Below are 16,872 nucleotides of genomic sequence, written 5' to 3'. Positions count from 1 at the left end.
CGGCAAAGCGATAGGTTGACCGTCATGGCTGACAGCAATTCGAAGGTATCGCGCTCCGTCCTCGTGACCGGCGGCAACCGTGGAATCGGTTTGGCGATCGCGCAGCGGCTCGCCGCCGACGGTCACAAGGTGGCCGTGACGCATCGGGGCTCAGGAGCCCCCGAGGGACTGTTCGGGGTCAAGTGCGACGTCACCGACACCGACTCGATCACTGCTGCGTTCAAGGCGATCGAGGAGCACCAGGGCCCCGTCGAGGTCCTGGTGTCGAACGCCGGTATCACCGACGACACCCTGCTCATGCGGATGACCGAAGAACAATTCGAGAAGGTCATCGACGCGAACCTGACCGGCTCGTTCCGGGTTGCCAAGGCGGCCTGCCGTTCGATGCTGCGCAAGCGATTCGGCCGGTTCATCTTCCTTGGTTCGGCGGTGGCGATGATGGGCACACCGGGCCAGATCAACTACGCCTCGTCGAAGGCCGGCGTGATCGGGATGGCCCGGTCGCTCACCCGCGAACTCGGATCCCGCTCGATCACCGCCAACGTGGTCGCACCCGGGCTCATCGAGACCGACATGACCGACGAACTGCCGGCCGACTACAAGGAGCAGGCGGTCAAACTGATCCCGGCGGCCCGTATCGGCCGGCCCGAAGAGGTTGCCGCAGTTGTCAGCTGGCTCGCCTCCGACGACTCGTCCTACGTGTCCGGGGCAGTGATCCCGGTCGACGGCGGACTCGGGATGGGTCACTGACCGGCCGGCGCAACCAACCAGCATTCACTCCACACCGACGCACGAAACACCCCGAGGAGCAAAGACATTGAGCGGGATACTCGACGGCAAGACAGTTCTGATCACCGGGATCATCACTGATTCCTCGATCGCGTTCCACGCCGCCGCGATGGCGCAGGAGCAGGGCGCGCGCGTGATCATCACCGGGTTCGACCGCCTGCGGCTGATCGACCGGATCGCACAGCGCCTGCCCAAGGAGGTGCCACCGGCCCTCGAACTGGACATCACCAACGAGGATCACCTCGGGACGCTCGCCGACCGCCTCAAGGAGATCGCGCCCGAGGGCGTCGACGGCGTCCTGCACTCCATCGCCTTCGCTCCGCGCACCCTGATGGGCCCGGAGGCCAAGCCATTCCTCGAGGGTCCCGGCCCGGACGCCGCGCAGTCGTTCCAGGTGTCGGCGTGGAGCTACGCGGCACTCGCCCGCGCGGTACTGCCCGCGATGAACGAGGGTGGATCGATCGTCGGCATGGATTTCGACCCTCGCACATCGATGCCGTACTACAACTGGATGGGTGTGGCCAAGGCCGCACTCGAATCCGTGAACCGTTATGTGGCACGCGAAGTCGGCGAGGCCAAGAAGATCCGGTCGAACCTCGTTGCCGCCGGTCCCATCAAAACCCTTGCGGCCAAGGCCATCGCCGGCACCGCGACCGGTGACGCGCAGAAGCTGAACCAGCTCAACGAGTACTGGGACGGCGCGTCGCCGATCGGCTGGAACGTCGACGATCCGTCGGTTGTCGCCAAGTCGGTGTGCGCACTGCTGTCCGACTGGCTTCCGGGCACAACCGGATCGATCGTCTACGTCGACGGTGGGGCGAGCCACAACACCTGGCTGCCCGAGGGTTTCGCGACGGAGTGAGCGGGACAACCGGATTCGACGCCGTTCTGTTCCTGTCCTTCGGTGGACCGGATGGGCCCGACGATGTTCGACCGTTTCTGGAGAACGTCACCCGTGGCCGCGGTGTGCCGCCGGAACGACTCGACGAGGTCGCCGGTCACTACCTCCACTTCGGTGGGGTGTCGCCGATCAATGCCCTGAACAAGGCGATGATCGCGTCCATCGAATTCGAGCTCGAACGGATCGGCGTCGATCTGCCTGTCTATTTCGGGAACCGCAACTGGCATCCGATGGTCGAGGACACGCTCGGGCGAATCCGCGCCGACGGACACCGGAGAGTGCTGGTCTTTCCGACGTCTGCGTGGGGCGGATACTCGGGATGCCGGCAGTACGACGACGACATCGCTCGTGCCCTGAGCGCTCTCGGTGCCGACGCCGGCGACATGTATCTGCGCAAACTGCCGCAGTACTGGCAGCATCCCGCAATGACCGCGTCGTGGTCCGAAGCCATACTGGCGGCGAAAGCTGTACTGCCAGAAGAGCTTCGCGACGAAGCGCGACTGGTGTTCACCGCTCACTCGATTCCGCTCTCCGCCGACCGCGCAGCGGGTCCGCCAGCCGATGGTGGGCAGCTCTACAGTCGACAGGTCGCGGCGGCCTCGGCAGCGGCGGCGCAGGCGGCGGGCTTTGCGGACTTCGATCAGGTCTGGCAATCACGGTCGGGCCCACCCCGGATCCCGTGGCTGGAACCGGATATCTGCGATCACCTCGTGACCCTCTGCGAGCGCGGGACCCGTTCGGTCATCGTGTGTCCGATCGGATTCATCTCCGACCACCTCGAAGTCGTCTGGGATCTCGACAACGAGGCACGGGACCAGGCGCAGGAGCTGGGTCTGGGCTACGCGCGGGCGGCAACGGTGGGGACGGACCCGCGGTTCATCACCATGGTTGCCGGGCTGATCGCCGAACAGTGCAATGGTGACGTCGAGTTCAGGCTCGGCATGACGGCCAATGGTGCACCCTGCGCGTTCGGGTGCTGTGAACCGGTCAAGCGTCCCGTGTCGGCCGAACGGTCATAGCTGCCGGGCTCAGACCCGCTTACCCGACACCAGTTCTTCGATGACGGCATTGGTGGCACTCATCCGTGCTATCCGGACAGTCCGGCCGAGCTCCCGCAACGCTGAATCGCCGTTCTGCTGCTGACCGGCGCTGATGCCGAAGTCAGGTGCCGCGGCGCCGGCCACGGACAGGATAGCGGCTACGTGGGCGGCCTGTTCGAGGATACGTTCGGCCCGTGGATTGACCCCCGGCGGCAGTTGTTGGGCGGCCAGCCGGGTCATCGCCGCGACGACCTGACGCGGATCGGGGCGGTCCACCGCGGACGAGTTCCGCGGCATCCGCAGTCCGGCAACGATGTCGGTGGCCGACCGGATCCCTTCTCGCAGTTCGTATTCGACCTCGCCGAGCGAGTGGGTGACCGGTACCGCGAGGCTGCCGATCAGCGTGTGCACCCCCCATCCGATGGTGTAGCGGTCGAGCCGGCGGGGGATGAGGGCATACCGTCCGGGGACAACGAGCAGTTCACCGGCTTCCAGGGCGGCCATCGTGACCGGACCCCGCAGCGGCAGCCCGAGCATGTCGCCGGGAGCGACCAGGAGGACGGCCAGTCCCTGACCCGAACCCTCGCGGACCAACCGCAGCAGGGCATCACTCTCCTCCCCTTCGGGATTCAATGAGAGTTCTTGGGCGGCAGCAGCATCGGCCGCGATGACCCGGTGCCGGGAACTCCACCAGCCGAGCACGTCGAGGAGATCGTCGGGGGAGCAGCGACCCGATTGCCACGCGGCACCCCACGCACCGAGGGCGCTGCCGATGCCCGCGGTGTCGCTGGGGTAGTCGTACTCCGTGTCGGTCATCACTGCTTTCGGGTTGAGGTGTGTACCGGGTGATCTTACTGCCGCCGGCGCCGGCACGGCGTGGCAAGTACCACCACCGGGTGCCGACCCCTAACGTGGTGCCGGTGAACAGCAATGGGTCCGATCGCTATGGCCGAGATGTCCTGTCCGGGCCACGTCGAAGTACCCGCCCGGTGGTTCCCGAGATCGCGGCCGAGCGCGGTCTGGTGGCCGAGGACGCGGCGAGTGGATTCTGTGGTGCGGTTGTCGGATTCGAGCGTAGCTACGACGGAGAGTTCGTCCGTCTGGAGGATCGACGGGGCCTGACCCGGATATTCGCGATGCGTCCGGCGGCGTTCCTGATCGACGGCGCGCCGGTCACGTTGACAAAACCTGTTGTGAAGCCGCCGTCGGCGCCGACGCGCACCGCGTCCGGATCGAGGAAAGTCGCCGGTCGGCGTGCGCGGGTGGCGCGCGCGAGCCGACTGTTCGTCGAGGGCGTCCACGACGCGGCGCTGATGGAACGGGTCTGGGGCGACGACCTGCGCGTCGAGGGTGTCGTGGTCTCGAGTCTCGACGGCCTCGACAATCTCGACGAAGCGCTCGCCGAGTTCGGTCCCGGGCCGACCCGCCGGGCCGGGGTCCTCGTGGACCACCTGGTCGCCGGTTCCAAGGAATCGCGGCTCACCGAACGCGTCGGCGAATATGTCCTGGTCACGGGACATCCCTACATCGACGTCTGGGAAGCGGTGAAGCCCGCCGCGGTGGGGATCAAGGCTTGGCCGAAGATCCCGCGGGGCACCGACTGGAAGACCGGCATCTGCCAGGAATTGAACTGGGGGACGCCGCAGGACGGCTGGCGAAAGGTGAATTCGTCCGTCTCGAGCTTTCGCGACATCGAGGTTCCGTTGATCCGGGCCGTCGAGGAACTGATCGATTTTGTCACCGCGGTCGAATGAGGACATCACCGACTTCCATTTGAGTGGCACAGTGGAGATGTGGGCAGTGCACTCATCTGGCTGGTTGTAGGACTGATCTTCATCGGCGCTGAAGTACTCAGCGGCGATCTCATTCTGCTCATGCTCGCCGGCGGAGCCCTGTCCGCGGGCGCCGTCAGCGCTGTCCTCGACACCCCGCTGTGGGTGGACGGAGTCGTTTTCGCGGCGGTGTCGTTGCTCCTGGTGTTCACGGTCCGTCCGGTTGCCAAGCGTCATATGTACAACCGTCCTCGCCTGGCAACCAACACCGAGGGCCTGATCGGCCAGCACGGTGTGGTTGTCGCGGCCATCGACGACCACTCCGGGCAGGTCAGGTTCGGTGGTGGCGTCTGGTCCGCGCGTGCGGCCCATCCCGGTGACCGATTCGCCGAAGGTGAGTCGGTGACCATACTCGAGATCGACGGCGCCACCGCAGTGGTGTGGAAAGGATGAGCCCGATGATCGTAGGAATTGTCGTGATCGTGGTCTTGGTGCTGGTTGTTGCCGTGGTCCTGGTCAAATCGGTTGCCCTGATCCCGCAGGCCGAAGCCGCCGTGATCGAGAGGCTGGGCCGGTACACCAAGACCGTGTCCGGTCAGCTCACGCTGCTGATCCCGTTTGTCGATCGGGTCCGGGCCCGGATCGATCTGCGGGAGCGGGTGGTGTCGTTTCCCCCGCAGCCGGTGATCACCGAGGACAACCTCACGGTCAACATCGACACCGTTGTCTACTTCCAGGTGACCACGCCGCAGGCGGCGGTCTACGAGATCAACGACTACATCGTGGGCGTCGAACAGTTGGCCACGACCACACTGCGCAACGTGGTGGGCGGCATGACTCTCGAGGAGACCCTGACGTCGCGTGACTCGATCAACGGGCAGCTGCGCGGGGTGCTCGACGAGGCCACCGGCCGCTGGGGTCTGCGGGTTGCCCGCGTCGAGCTGAAGTCGATCCTTCCACCGCCCTCCATTCAGGAGTCGATGGAGAAGCAGATGAAGGCCGATCGGGAGAAGCGCGCCACGATCCTGACCGCCGAGGGGCAAAGAGAGTCAGCGATCAAGACCGCAGAGGGCAACAAGCAGAGCCAGATCCTGTATGCCGAGGGTGCCAAGCAGGCCGCGATCCTCAACGCCGAAGGCGACCGGCAGTCCCGCATCTTGCAGGCGCAGGGTGACCGTGCCGCGCAATACCTGCGTGCCCAGGGCGAGGCGAAGTCGATCGAGAAGGTGTTCGCCGCGATCAAGGCCGCCAAGCCGACCCCTGAACTCCTGGCGTATCAGTACCTGCAGCAGCTGCCGGAGATGGCCAAGGGGGAGGCCAGCAAGGTCTGGGTTGTCCCATCCGACTTCGGTTCGGCGCTGCAGGGTTTCGCGAAGTCGTTCGGTGTGCAGTCCGACGACGGTGTGTTCCGGTACGAGGCCCCGGCCGACGACAGCCCGGCACAGACCGACGAATCAGACATCGCCGATTGGTTCGAGACGGCCACCGATCCCCAGGTTGCGCAAGCGGTTGCCGCGGCCGAAGCGGTTGCCCGGACGCCGATCGCCGACCAGCCCCCGCTCTCGACCCGCCCGAACGACCCTGTCCTCGGAGCCGGTCCGGACAACGCGCCGGGCACCCCGGGATGGCAGGCGCCGGCGACCGACAAGCCGGGATCACAGCAGCAATAGGTCAGTGCAGCAATAGGTATGCCGCACCGGCGACGGACGCGGCCCAGACCACCGAGGCCAGGGTCCCGATGATGAATTGCTCGGCGGCACCGGGTTCGCGCAATTCGGGATAGCGGCCCAGGCCCTTGACCGCCAGGACGATGGCGATGGCCTCCGGCCAGTGCAGACCCAGCGCCGCGACCACCACGATGCGTTCGAGATATCCGATGACGCGGCCACCACGCAGCGGAGTGGGTACCGGAGCGGGATCGGTCGCCGGCTCCGGTGGGGCCGGGGTGTCGAGTTGCCAGGGTTCGATGCCGCCCAGGAGCAACCCTGCCCGCACCATCAGGGTGCCGCCGGTGATCGCCGCCGAGGCGGTGAGGCACCAGATCACCACGGCCCCGGCACCGTCGGCCGGATCGGCCACCAGGCCGAGTACGGCGACGAGGCCGAGGATCGCCGGTGCGATCATCGCCGCCGCGATGTTCGTCCGACGGCCGTGCCCGAGGGGGAGCCGGCTGATGAGAAGTGGCGCGAGTGCGGTCGCTGCCAGCAACAGGATGGCAGCGATGATCATCGGTGTGCAACGTCCAGTAGATGGGTGGCGAGCACTCGGGTGTCCTCCTCGATATGCCAGTCCGCGGCCTGCAGTCGTTGGGATATGGCCTGCGGTGTGATGCCGAGTGTGGCAGCCGCCTCTGACTGACTGTGGCCCTGCCGCATCTCGCGGATGGCTTCCCGTCCGGCGGGACTGCGTCCGGTGGCGGTCCGGACGAGCAGGCGCAGCGCGGTCTGCGCGTGCCCGTCGGCAGCATCGCCGGATCCGACCACACTCAGGTGGTAGCGGGTGGTCTTCGCGGAGTTCACGGCCTCCCGGGCCCGTTCGAATGCCTGCCCGCGGCCGGCTCGGGTCTGTTCGGGCAGGGGGAGTTCGACCTCGCCGATGCCGACCCCGATGCTCCAGTGTCCGTCGGAGGCCAGGATCCCGACCGCCTCCGTGACCGCCTCGGGATCATCGAGAACGGCCTGCAGCTCGTCGCCCGCCGTCCGATCGAAGGGCCGCACCGTCGTGACGCCGGCAAGCGCTGCGATGGCCGCCGGAACCCGATCCGGCTCGCTGCGACTCCGGCGCTGATCGATCGTCAGTACGTACACCGCATCCTCCGCATCTGAGGTCAGACAGTGCTCCCGCCCTGCGGGAGAATCGATCAAGAGTCAGACCTTGAAAAGAGCCTATCAAGTCACACGGCTTGATTGAAAGGAATAAAGCTTTTCAACTTGAGGTAGCGGACGCAGAGTCGGACGGGTTCGCAGCTCCGGGACCGGCCTCCACATCCGGTACGCCGCCGGAAGGTGTGTTGACACCCATGCGCGCATCCACGACCAAGCCGATCACACCGACACTGAACAGGGCGGCCGACAACACCAGTGACCAGACGTCCCCTTCTCCGGTCAGGGCGTCGCCGAGCAGCACCACAGCCGCGGTACCGGGCATCACCCCGACCACCGTCGCCAGCGCATACGGCACGAACTTGATCGATGACAACGCCGCGATGTAGTTGGTCACCGAGAACGGGCAGACCGCGATCAGTCGCAACGACCCGACCGCCAGCCATCCACGCCGTTCCATGCGCAACTCGACCGCCTTGGTCAGCGGGTGGTGCAGATAGGGCCTGATCCGGGAACGGCCGTACCTTCGCACCAGGACAAAAGCGGCCACCGCGGCGAAGGTGGTCGCCAGCATCGCTCCGGTGAAGCCGACCGCCGGACCGAACAGAAGACCGGACGCCACCGTGAACGCCGAGCGCGGCACCGGGAAGATCACGATCAGCGCGTAGGCGACGAAGAAGACCCAGACAAATGCCGGGCCGAACGAATCGGCCCACTCCCGCATCCGAGAAACCGAGGGGATGGAGAACATGGACGCGGCGATCAAGACCGCGATCACAACTATGAGTCCGATCACAGCCCGGATCACGGCGGTCCGCCGGGTGACTCGGCCACTGGTTTGCACGGGCTCAACCATACGGCCGACCTCCCGGTTCGCAGATGTGCGCGACACCACTGCGATACCACCCACCTTGCCTTTTGGCCCGAGCGATCGATCGGATAGTGTCGATTCACGCTCTGATGCGACCGAGATCACGACGTCACCAGCCGATCGAAGGGCTCACCCCGAATGCCGGATACCCATTCCGACCTCCAGGACCTGGAGGCCAGTTACCAGCGATGGTCCGACTCTGCCGCTCAGGTACTGGCCAAGTCCAAGCGTGTCGATGCCGCAGACCTGACTGACAGCCCCGAAGCGCTACTGTCGACGATCACGCCGGACGAGCTGGTCATCAAGCCGCTGTACACACGACGCGATGAGCTCGACGAGTCCGGCCTTCCGGGTTCGTACCCGTATGTCCGCGGCAGCGACGCGACCCGCGATGTGAACATGGGCTGGCGCGTCACCGAACGCTTTGGTGACCCCACCGGAGAACCCCAGGACCCGAAGGCGCTCAACGCCGCGATCCGGGAGGCACTCGACAACGGTGCGAGCGGTCTGTGGCTTGCGGTCGGCGACAATGCGATCGCACCGGAGCAGCTGGCCGATGTCCTGGCCGGGGTCTTCCTCGACCTCATCCCGATCACCATCGACGCCGGAGCCGCCGGGATCGACGCGGCCCGTGTCCTTGCCGGCCTCCTGCCGGACACCGCATCGCTGAGCACGGTCGCCTCGTACGGCCTGGCGCCGCTGACGGCGACGTTGTCCGGCCGTCCGACCGTCGAGCTTGCTGATGCCATCGCCGTCGCACGGGAATCCGGACCGGCAGTGCGGGCCGTCCGTGTCGATGGCACAGACTTCGCGCTCGGTGGCGCCACCGACGTCCAGGAACTGGCCTTCGCCGTGGCCGCCGGCGTCGAATATCTCCGTGAACTCACCGCGGCCGGCCTCGGTGTCGACCAGGCGCTGGCGCAGTTGACCTTCGCGTTGTCGGCTACCGACGACCAATTCGGCACGATGGCCAAGTTCCGCGCGATCCGCCGACTGTGGGGCCGGGTGGCCGAGGTCAGCGGCGCACCGTCGGCGGGAGCCGCCGTCACCCACGGCGTCACCGCACTGGCGATGATGAGCCAGCGCGATCCCTGGGTGAACATGCTGCGCGTGACCACCGCGACGTTCGGAGCCGGAGTTGGCGGCGCCGACCAGATCACGGTGCTGCCGTTCGACGCCGCCCTGGCACCCGCCGATCGCACCACCAACCCGAGCTTCTCGCGCCGGATGGCCCGCAACACGCAGCTTCTGCTGCTCGAGGAATCCAACGTCGCCAAGGTGATCGACCCCGCCGGTGGCTCCTGGTTCGTGGAGTCGCTGACGGACAGTCTGTCCGTCGCCGCCTGGTCGCTGTTCCAGGAGATCGAGGCCAAGGGCGGCTACCGTCAGGCACTGTCCGACGGCTGGATCTCCGAGCAGATCTCCGCCTCGCTGGCAGCCCGCGACAACGCGGTTGCACACCGGACCACCGCGCTCACCGGAATCAACGAGTTCCCGAATCTGGGGGAGAAGCCGCTCGCCACCGAGGCTGCGGCCGATGTTGCCGATCAGCCGGCGTCGGCTCCCAACCTCGCTCGCATCGCCCGGCCCTTCGAGCGTCTGCGCGATCGTTCCGATGCCTTCCTCGCCGCTCACGGTCGTCGTCCCACGGCGATCATGTTGCCGCTGGGTTCGGTGGCCGAGCACAACGGCCGCACCACCTTCGTGGCCAACCTGCTGGCGGCCGGTGGCATCGAAGCAGTCAATCCCGGTCCGCTGGACGGTGATTCGGTGCCCGGAGCGATCTCGGCGGCGGGCAACCCGACTGTCGCGGTCCTGTGCGCGGCCAACCCTCGCTACGCGACCGACGGCGGCGTTGCACTCACCGCAGCCCGTTCTGCCGGTGTCGAGACCGTCCTGCTGGCCGGTCCGCCCAAGGCCTGGACAGATACCGCCGGTACCCCGGATGGATTCCTGCAGATCGGGATCGACGCCATCTCCACATTGACCGACCTGCTCGACAAGATCGAGGCAAAGAGCTGATGACCAGTACAGAAAAGAAGATCGACGCGCAGCCGAAGCAGGGCATCGCGAGTTTCGCCGACATCCCGCTGTCGGCCGCGGGAGCGGCCCCCGCAGCCGGCGACAGCGACAAGCTGATCGCCGATCTGGCTCAGGCGCACGGCTATTCGACCGAGCAGGTCACCTGGAGCACCCCGGAACAGATCGACGTGAAGCCGATCTACACCCGCGGCGACCGCGACGCGGTGACCACCGACGGCGAGCACCCGTACCCGCTCGACACCGTTCCGGGCCAGGTCCCGTTCCTCCGTGGTCCGTACCCCACCATGTACGTGAACCAGCCGTGGACGATCCGGCAGTACGCCGGCTTCTCCACCGCAGCGGAGTCCAACGCCTTCTACCGTCGCAACCTCGCGGCCGGCCAAAAGGGCCTGTCGGTGGCGTTCGACCTCGCGACACACCGTGGCTACGACTCCGATCACGCCCGCGTGGCCGGTGACGTCGGTATGGCCGGTGTGGCAATCGATTCCATCCTCGACATGCGGCAGTTGTTCGACGGCATCGACCTGGGCAACGTGTCGGTCTCGATGACGATGAACGGTGCGGTGCTGCCGATTCTCGCGCTGTACGTCGTTGCCGCAGAGGAACAGGGTGTGCCGCCGGAGAAGCTCGCCGGCACCATCCAGAACGACATCCTCAAAGAGTTCATGGTGCGCAACACCTACATCTATCCGCCGAAGCCGTCGATGCGGATCATCTCCAACATCTTCGAGTACACCAGCCTCAAGATGCCGAAGTTCAACTCGATCTCGATCTCGGGCTACCACATCCAAGAGGCCGGTGCCACAGCCGATCTCGAGTTGGCGTACACCCTTGCCGACGGCATCGAGTACCTGCGGGCCGGTGTCGACGTCGGTCTGGACATCGACAAGTTCGCACCGCGACTGTCGTTCTTCTGGGCCATCGGGATGAACTTCTTCATGGAGGTTGCGAAGCTTCGTGCGGCGCGGCTCATCTGGAGCGAGTTGGTGGCCAAGTTCGACGCCAAGAACCCGAAGTCGCTGTCACTGCGTACCCATTCGCAGACCTCGGGCTGGTCGCTGACCGCACAGGATCCGTTCAACAACGTCGCGCGTACCTGTATCGAGGCGATGGCCGCGACACAGGGGCACACCCAGTCGCTGCACACCAACGCCCTCGACGAGGCGCTGGCCCTGCCCACCGACTTCTCGGCTCGTATCGCCCGCAACACCCAGTTGCTGTTGCAGCAGGAGTCGGGAACCACACGTCCGATCGATCCGTGGGCCGGTTCGAACTACGTCGAGTGGCTCACGCACGAACTGGCGAACAAGGCGCGGGCGCACATCGCCGAGGTCGAAGAGGCCGGCGGTATGGCGCAGGCCATCAACGAGGGCATCCCGAAACTCCGGATCGAAGAAGCTGCCGCACGTACGCAGGCGCGTATCGATTCGGGCCAGCAGCCGGTGATCGGCATCAACAAGTACCAGGTCGACGAGGACCAGGAGATCGAGGTCCTCAAGGTCGAGAACTCGAAGGTCCGCGGCGAGCAGATCGAGAAGCTGGAAAGGCTTCGCGCCAGCCGCGATTCAGCAGCCGTGCAGACCGCGCTGGAGAACCTGTCGCGCGCTGCCGGCTCGGCCGAGGGCGGCTTGGAGAACAACCTGATGGCCCTGGCCATCGAGGCGGCCCGGCACCAGGCCACCGTCGGTGAGATCTCCGAGGCGCTGGAGAAGGTCTACGGTCGCCACCAGGCAGAAATCCGCACCATCAGCGGTGTGTACCGACACGAGGCCGGAACTGTGCAGAACATCGACGACGCCATCGAGCTGGTCAACAAGTTCGCCGATGCCGAGGGTCGCCGGCCGCGTGTGCTGGTCGCGAAGATGGGCCAGGACGGCCACGACCGCGGACAGAAAGTGATCGCGACCGCCTTTGCCGACCTCGGATTCGACGTCGACGTCGGCCCGCTGTTCCAGACCCCTGATGAGGTGGCGCTGCAGGCCTCGGACAACGACGTGCACGTCGTCGGTGTCTCGTCGCTGGCGGCCGGTCACCTCACCCTGGTGCCAGCACTCCGCGATGCCCTCGCGAAGGTCGGGCGCAGCGACATCATGATCGTGGTCGGCGGCGTGATCCCGCCCGGTGACTTCGACGAGCTGTACGAGGCCGGCGCCGCCGCGATCTTCCCCCCGGGAACGGTCATCGCAGACTCTGCCGTGGAGCTGATCAAGAAGCTGTCCGTCGAGTTGGGACACGAGCTGAGTTCGTGACGGTGAGACGAGCACATGCCTAGACCCCCATTGGATCTGGCAGCGCTGGCCGATGCCGTGCGCGCCGACAGGCGACCTGATCTGGCGCGAGCCATCACCTTGGTCGAATCGACGCGGGCGGATCATCGCACCCAGGCGCAGGAATTGCTGCTGTCACTCGGTACCGACTCCGGCAAGTCCTACCGGGTCGGTATCACCGGCGTACCCGGTGTCGGTAAGTCGACGACCATCGAGGCGCTCGGCATGTACCTGATCGAGCAGGGACACAAGGTTGCCGTGCTGGCGGTGGATCCGTCATCGACCCGCACCGGTGGTTCGATCCTTGGTGACAAGACCCGCATGGGTCAGCTGTCGGTGCACCCGAATGCCTACATCCGGCCTTCACCGACCTCGGGCACGCTCGGCGGTGTTGCCAAGGCGACCCGCGAGACGATCGTGCTGCTCGAGGCCGCCGGCTTCGATGTGGTGCTGGTAGAGACGGTCGGCGTCGGTCAGTCCGAGGTCACGGTGGCCAACATGGTCGACGTCTTCTGCTTCCTGACACTGGCCCGCACGGGTGATTCGTTGCAAGGCATCAAAAAAGGTGTCCTGGAACTTGCCGACATCGTGGTCGTGAACAAGGCCGACGGCAAATATCTGACCGAGGCGAAGAATGCCGCGCGTGAACTGCAGGGTGCGCTACGCCTGCTCACCCCACACGAGGCGATCTGGCGTCCGCCGGTGCTGACGATGAGCGCCATGGAGGGGACCGGCGTTGCCGAGTTCTGGGAGACCGTCCTCAAGCACAAGGAAGTCCTCAGTGCGGCAGGTGAATTCGATGCCAGGCGTAACCGCCAGCAGGTCGAGTGGATGTGGGCGATGGTGACCGATCAACTCCTGCGGCGACTCGATGCCAACACCGATGTGCGCGCCATCCGAAACCGCGTGGAGGACGATGTGCGATCGGGTTCTCTCACACCGGCATTGGCGGCCGCCGCGATCGTCGAGGCCTTCGACGGATAACAGCACCACTGCACCATCCGCGATGGCGGATGCGGGAGTCAGGTAGCGGCCCGGAGATCCTGCACCACGATCGCGAACGCCGCGATCCGGTCGATGAGATCGTCGAAGAACAGATCTGGGTCGGTGCTGGTCGCGATCTCGGCATTCACCTGTCGGTTCCAGAAGCCCCGTTCGTCAGCGACTGTCGTTCCGCGGGTGAGGGTCCCGTCGACCTCGACGTCCACGCAGGCGTGACGGGTCCGGGTAATCGATGGATCAAGTGCAACGGCCGCGGCAAAGGGATCGTGCATGTGCGCGATGTAGCCCTCGGACTGGGCTTCGTGGAACTCGAAATAGAACCGCACCGCGTCTACGATGTGGCGGACGATCAGGTTGTCCGCAACAGAACGGGTACCCGGCTCGTCATCGGGACCGGGCTGTTCCACGGGGGTCGATTCGGCCTGCGCCGCGAGTCGGCCGAGGTGATCGGGGGTCATCCGGATGGTCTCGGTGAGGTCGAGGGGGCAGATGATCGGGCGCGGTGCGCCGCCGTGACCGAACGCCGCGAAGACCTCTTTGGCCGCCTCGGGATCGACAGCGATGTTCCACTCGGTCGTGGGAGTGGTGTTGCCGCTCTGATGGAATACCCCACCCATGACGACCAGGCGGCGAAGTCTGCTCGGCAACAACGGATCCCGTCGAATGGCCAGAGCGAGATTGGTGAGCGGGCCGGTGACCAGGCCCACGTATTCGCCGGGACTCTCCGCCGTCAATTCGATCCAGGCGTCAGCTGCATCGCGGGGCGACTGGCTCGAGGTCGCGACGGGCAGTTCGGCGTATCCGATGCCGAGTGGCCCATGGGTTTCCTCGGTGGTCATCAACGGTGTCTCGAGTGGGGCGTCGGCGCCCACGCAGACCTCGACGTCCTCGCGGCCGCAGAACTGCAGCCACGCGAGGTTGTTGGCGCAGACCACATCGGTGGGGACGTTGCCGCCGGTGGACAAGACCGCCCGGATATCCGCCGACGGATGGGCGAGGAGATACAGCAAGGCCAGGGAATCGTCGATTCCGGTGTCGCAGTCGAAGATGAGTGGCACTGACGTCACCGTTCGACTCTAAATGACGCCGGAACCAGAAGGTGCGCCGCGGCTCCCGAGAATGGCCAGCCGGAGCAATCTGACGCCGAATCCTGTTCAACGACCGCGACGAATGTTAATCTGAACACAGACGTTTCCCCTTTTGGGCTCCTGCTGGACGTCGAGAGGATGTCATGACCATCGCAGAATCGCGCCCCCCGCTGCGTGCCACCGCACCCGGTGAGGGCGAAGACTCGCTGTTCAACAACGCCGACAACGAGATCGAACTGATCCCACCCGACTCCATCACCGCGGAGCAGACCGGCCATTTCACGTTTCTCCCGGTCAACGGGGCAGCGTTTGTGATGCAGGTGATGCATCCGGTCATCGGTGACGTCGTCGGCAAGTACTCGGTGTTCCGCACCGATCCGGCCGGCCGCGCGATCCGTTCGATAGATTCGGTCCTGCGCTGGGTCTACGGAGGCGAAGAAGCGATCGCCGAAGGCAAACGCCTGCGCAAGATGCACCAGCCGCTGAAGATGAAGAACGCGCAGGGTAGGCACATCAGCGCGCTCAATCCCGAGGCCTATCAATGGGTCATCGGAACCGCGTTCCCGACCACCCTGGCGGCCGGACCACTGCTCATCGGCCGCGACTTCAACGATGAGGAGAAGCTGGAGATCCTGCGAGACAACCGCCGGATCGCGAAGATCGTGCAGGTGCCGATGAAGGGATACCCCGAGACGATCGGGGAGTTCAACGAGTACTTCGACGACTTCGTCAACAACAAGCTGGTGGCCCATGACGTCGCCCTGACACTCATCGCGCAGATGAAAGAAGCCCCACCCATTCCTCGTTCCGTGCCGGCACGCCTGCGCCCGGCCGTACAGGCGGCAGCCAAGTTCGCGGGCAAACCGGTGCAGAACCTGAACTACCTCACAACAGTAGGCGTGATGGATCCGCGCGTTCGCGAGATCCTCGGTCTGACGTGGACCAACAAGGAGCAGCAGGACCTCGAGCGGATGCACAGGATGATCCGGGGTTCGTACAAGGTGCTCCCCGAACGGCTGACCTACTTCCCGCTGGCCTACCACGCCCGACGTCACCATGCCGCGATCCAGGCCATGAAGAAGCGGGAAAACGCCGGCGCCGCCTACAAGGTCCGCGAGCGTCAGGACTGAATCAGGCCTCCGCCTGATTCAGGACATCCCTTGTCAGTTCGAGCTGGCCCAGATGCTGGGCCAGCTCGCGCTGTATGTGCATGAGCACCCATTCGGGTGAGGCTGTCGCGGCCTCGGCGCGTGTGGACCCCGTCGCCGCCCGGTCCCGGAGGCCCTCTCCGACGGCGATGTCGACCCAGCCCGGCAGACGGCCGCGCACGGCGGTCATTCGATCGACCAGCACAGCGACCGATCCGGTGGCGGTGAACTCGGCGTCGCGGTCGCGCGGTATCCGTAGACCCGCGATGACCGATCCAGCCCAGTATTCGATGACGCCGACACAGTGAAAGACGATGGCGTACGGGCTGTTTGCGCCCGCCACCGGCGGCCGGGTGTTGGCCCGGACATCGCCGAGCGACTCGAGGATCGACACCATCGCGTCCATCGTCTCGCCGCAGACGGACAGCATCGCCTCACCCAGCGGATCGGTCCCGGTTGTGTTCACACCCAACCACTTACCACGGATACGGCTCAAAGTCTTTCAGGAAACATCCGTAGAGATCGATGCCGGCTTCTCCCTGCACGATGGGGTCGTACACCCGTGCAGCGCCGTCCACCAGGTCCAGTGGCGCCCGGAAACCCTCATCGGCAAGTCGCATCTTGCTGGTGTGCGGTCGCTCGTCGGTGATCCAGCCGGTGTCGACCGCGGTCACCAGGATCCCGTCCTGATAGAGCTCGCCTGCGCTGGTGCGGGTCAGCATGTTGAGCGCCGCTTTGGCCATGTTGGTGTGCGGATGTCCCGGGCCCTTGTATCCGCGCGAGAAGATCCCCTCCATCGCGGACACGTTCACCACGTACTTGCGGCGGGCCGCCGATGCCTTCATCGCCGGGGTCAGCCGCGACAGCAGGATGAACGGCGCCACGCTGTTGCAGAGCTGCACTTCGAGCAGTTCGAGCGGGTCCACCTGATCGACCGTCTCCACCCAGCTGTTGCTGTCGACGAGATCGGGGAGAAGTCCGCCCGCGTCGATCGCCGTGCCGTCCGCGATCCGCGCCGGCGCAGAGGACCCGGCCGTCATGGCCAGTGCCGCGAGGGCTTGCGCGGCGGCGTCGGTGTCGCCGCCGGAGGCCAGTGCGTGCGGATGCAGCTCACTGCTGTCACCCATGG

At 65.8% G+C, this 16,872-nt stretch carries 17 protein-coding genes; 10 read left to right on the top strand and 7 right to left on the bottom strand.

Features of this window, described 5'->3' with window-relative positions; all coding sequences use genetic code 11:
- Nucleotides 1-24: 24 nt before the first annotated feature.
- The 3 genes from fabG1 to VIQ49_RS05895 all read left to right on the top strand — a co-directional run bounded on the left by fabG1 (nt 25) and on the right by VIQ49_RS05895 (nt 2,709).
- Nucleotides 25-750: a 3-oxoacyl-ACP reductase FabG1 gene (gene fabG1, locus VIQ49_RS05905; RefSeq protein WP_331881949.1), complete on the top strand. Its 726-nt coding sequence runs from the start codon at nt 25-27 to the stop codon at nt 748-750.
- A 67-nt stretch (nt 751-817) separates the two neighbouring features.
- A complete protein-coding gene (gene inhA, locus VIQ49_RS05900) occupies nt 818-1,651 on the top strand; it encodes an NADH-dependent enoyl-ACP reductase InhA (protein ID WP_331881947.1) in 834 nt (277 codons plus the stop codon).
- Nucleotides 1,621-2,709, top strand: a complete 1,089-nt coding sequence (locus tag VIQ49_RS05895; RefSeq protein WP_414731587.1) for a ferrochelatase — start codon at nt 1,621-1,623, stop codon at nt 2,707-2,709. Before inhA ends, VIQ49_RS05895 begins: the two co-directional genes overlap by 31 nt.
- A gap of 9 nt (nt 2,710-2,718) precedes the next feature.
- Here VIQ49_RS05895 and VIQ49_RS05890 read toward each other — a convergent pair whose 3' ends face one another.
- Nucleotides 2,719-3,546: a hypothetical protein gene (locus VIQ49_RS05890; protein ID WP_331881943.1), complete on the bottom strand. Its 828-nt coding sequence runs from the start codon at nt 3,544-3,546 to the stop codon at nt 2,719-2,721.
- Nucleotides 3,547-3,644: 98 nt separating this feature from the next.
- Between VIQ49_RS05890 and VIQ49_RS05885 the strand changes: the two genes are divergently transcribed.
- From VIQ49_RS05885 to VIQ49_RS05875, 3 genes are read left to right on the top strand one after another with little or no spacing between them, the layout of a single operon-like run.
- Nucleotides 3,645-4,484 carry a DUF3097 domain-containing protein gene (locus VIQ49_RS05885; RefSeq protein ID WP_331882015.1) on the top strand — a complete coding sequence of 280 codons (840 nt, stop codon included), beginning with the start codon at nt 3,645-3,647 and terminating at the stop codon, nt 4,482-4,484.
- A 39-nt stretch (nt 4,485-4,523) separates the two neighbouring features.
- Nucleotides 4,524-4,955 (top strand): NfeD family protein, encoded by a 432-nt coding sequence (locus VIQ49_RS05880; RefSeq protein ID WP_331881941.1) that lies wholly within the window; start codon nt 4,524-4,526, stop codon nt 4,953-4,955.
- Complete coding sequence (locus VIQ49_RS05875) at nt 4,952-6,172, top strand: SPFH domain-containing protein (RefSeq protein ID WP_331881938.1); 1,221 nt, start codon at nt 4,952-4,954, stop codon at nt 6,170-6,172. The genes VIQ49_RS05880 and VIQ49_RS05875 overlap by 4 nt, the downstream gene beginning before the upstream one ends.
- A 1-nt stretch (nt 6,173) precedes the next feature.
- Here VIQ49_RS05875 and VIQ49_RS05870 read toward each other — a convergent pair whose 3' ends face one another.
- The 3 genes from VIQ49_RS05870 to VIQ49_RS05860 form a co-directional block, all read right to left on the bottom strand.
- Entirely contained in the window at nt 6,174-6,731 is a 558-nt protein-coding gene (locus tag VIQ49_RS05870) for a hypothetical protein (RefSeq protein WP_331881935.1), read from the bottom strand.
- Nucleotides 6,728-7,309 carry a hypothetical protein gene (locus tag VIQ49_RS05865; protein ID WP_414731586.1) on the bottom strand — a complete coding sequence of 194 codons (582 nt, stop codon included), beginning with the start codon at nt 7,307-7,309 and terminating at the stop codon, nt 6,728-6,730. The genes VIQ49_RS05870 and VIQ49_RS05865 overlap by 4 nt, the downstream gene beginning before the upstream one ends.
- A 118-nt stretch (nt 7,310-7,427) precedes the next feature.
- Nucleotides 7,428-8,168 carry a TVP38/TMEM64 family protein gene (locus VIQ49_RS05860; RefSeq protein ID WP_331881929.1) on the bottom strand — a complete coding sequence of 247 codons (741 nt, stop codon included), beginning with the start codon at nt 8,166-8,168 and terminating at the stop codon, nt 7,428-7,430.
- A gap of 165 nt (nt 8,169-8,333) precedes the next feature.
- Between VIQ49_RS05860 and VIQ49_RS05855 the strand changes: the two genes are divergently transcribed.
- Genes VIQ49_RS05855 through meaB form a run of 3 tightly spaced genes read left to right on the top strand, consistent with a single transcriptional unit; the run spans nt 8,334 to nt 13,489 of the window.
- Nucleotides 8,334-10,217, top strand: a complete 1,884-nt coding sequence (locus VIQ49_RS05855) for a methylmalonyl-CoA mutase family protein (protein ID WP_331881926.1) — start codon at nt 8,334-8,336, stop codon at nt 10,215-10,217.
- Nucleotides 10,217-12,487 (top strand): methylmalonyl-CoA mutase, encoded by a 2,271-nt coding sequence (gene scpA, locus VIQ49_RS05850; protein ID WP_331881924.1) that lies wholly within the window; start codon nt 10,217-10,219, stop codon nt 12,485-12,487. The genes VIQ49_RS05855 and scpA overlap by 1 nt, the downstream gene beginning before the upstream one ends.
- Before the next feature lie 15 nt (nt 12,488-12,502).
- Nucleotides 12,503-13,489 carry a methylmalonyl Co-A mutase-associated GTPase MeaB gene (gene meaB, locus VIQ49_RS05845; RefSeq protein WP_331881921.1) on the top strand — a complete coding sequence of 329 codons (987 nt, stop codon included), beginning with the start codon at nt 12,503-12,505 and terminating at the stop codon, nt 13,487-13,489.
- Between the two features lie 38 nt (nt 13,490-13,527).
- Here the strand turns inward: meaB and VIQ49_RS05840 are convergent, their stop codons facing one another.
- On the bottom strand, nt 13,528-14,565 hold the full coding sequence (locus tag VIQ49_RS05840; protein WP_331882012.1) for a nucleoside hydrolase: 1,038 nt from the start codon (nt 14,563-14,565) through the stop codon (nt 13,528-13,530).
- Nucleotides 14,566-14,738: 173 nt separating this feature from the next.
- Between VIQ49_RS05840 and VIQ49_RS05835 the strand changes: the two genes are divergently transcribed.
- A complete protein-coding gene (locus VIQ49_RS05835) occupies nt 14,739-15,725 on the top strand; it encodes an oxygenase MpaB family protein (protein ID WP_331881918.1) in 987 nt (328 codons plus the stop codon).
- A 1-nt stretch (nt 15,726) separates the two neighbouring features.
- Here the strand turns inward: VIQ49_RS05835 and VIQ49_RS05830 are convergent, their stop codons facing one another.
- Both VIQ49_RS05830 and VIQ49_RS05825 read right to left on the bottom strand, forming a co-directional pair.
- Nucleotides 15,727-16,209 carry a DinB family protein gene (locus tag VIQ49_RS05830; RefSeq protein WP_331881915.1) on the bottom strand — a complete coding sequence of 161 codons (483 nt, stop codon included), beginning with the start codon at nt 16,207-16,209 and terminating at the stop codon, nt 15,727-15,729.
- A 10-nt stretch (nt 16,210-16,219) separates the two neighbouring features.
- On the bottom strand, nt 16,220-16,872 hold a 653-nt coding region (locus tag VIQ49_RS05825), incomplete at its 5' end, for an SDR family NAD(P)-dependent oxidoreductase (RefSeq protein ID WP_331881913.1).

Source organism: Williamsia sp., assembly GCF_036566845.1.
Taxonomy (GTDB): Bacteria; Actinomycetota; Actinomycetes; order Mycobacteriales; family Mycobacteriaceae; genus Williamsia.
This window is presented reverse-complemented; position numbering and strand designations above follow the sequence as displayed.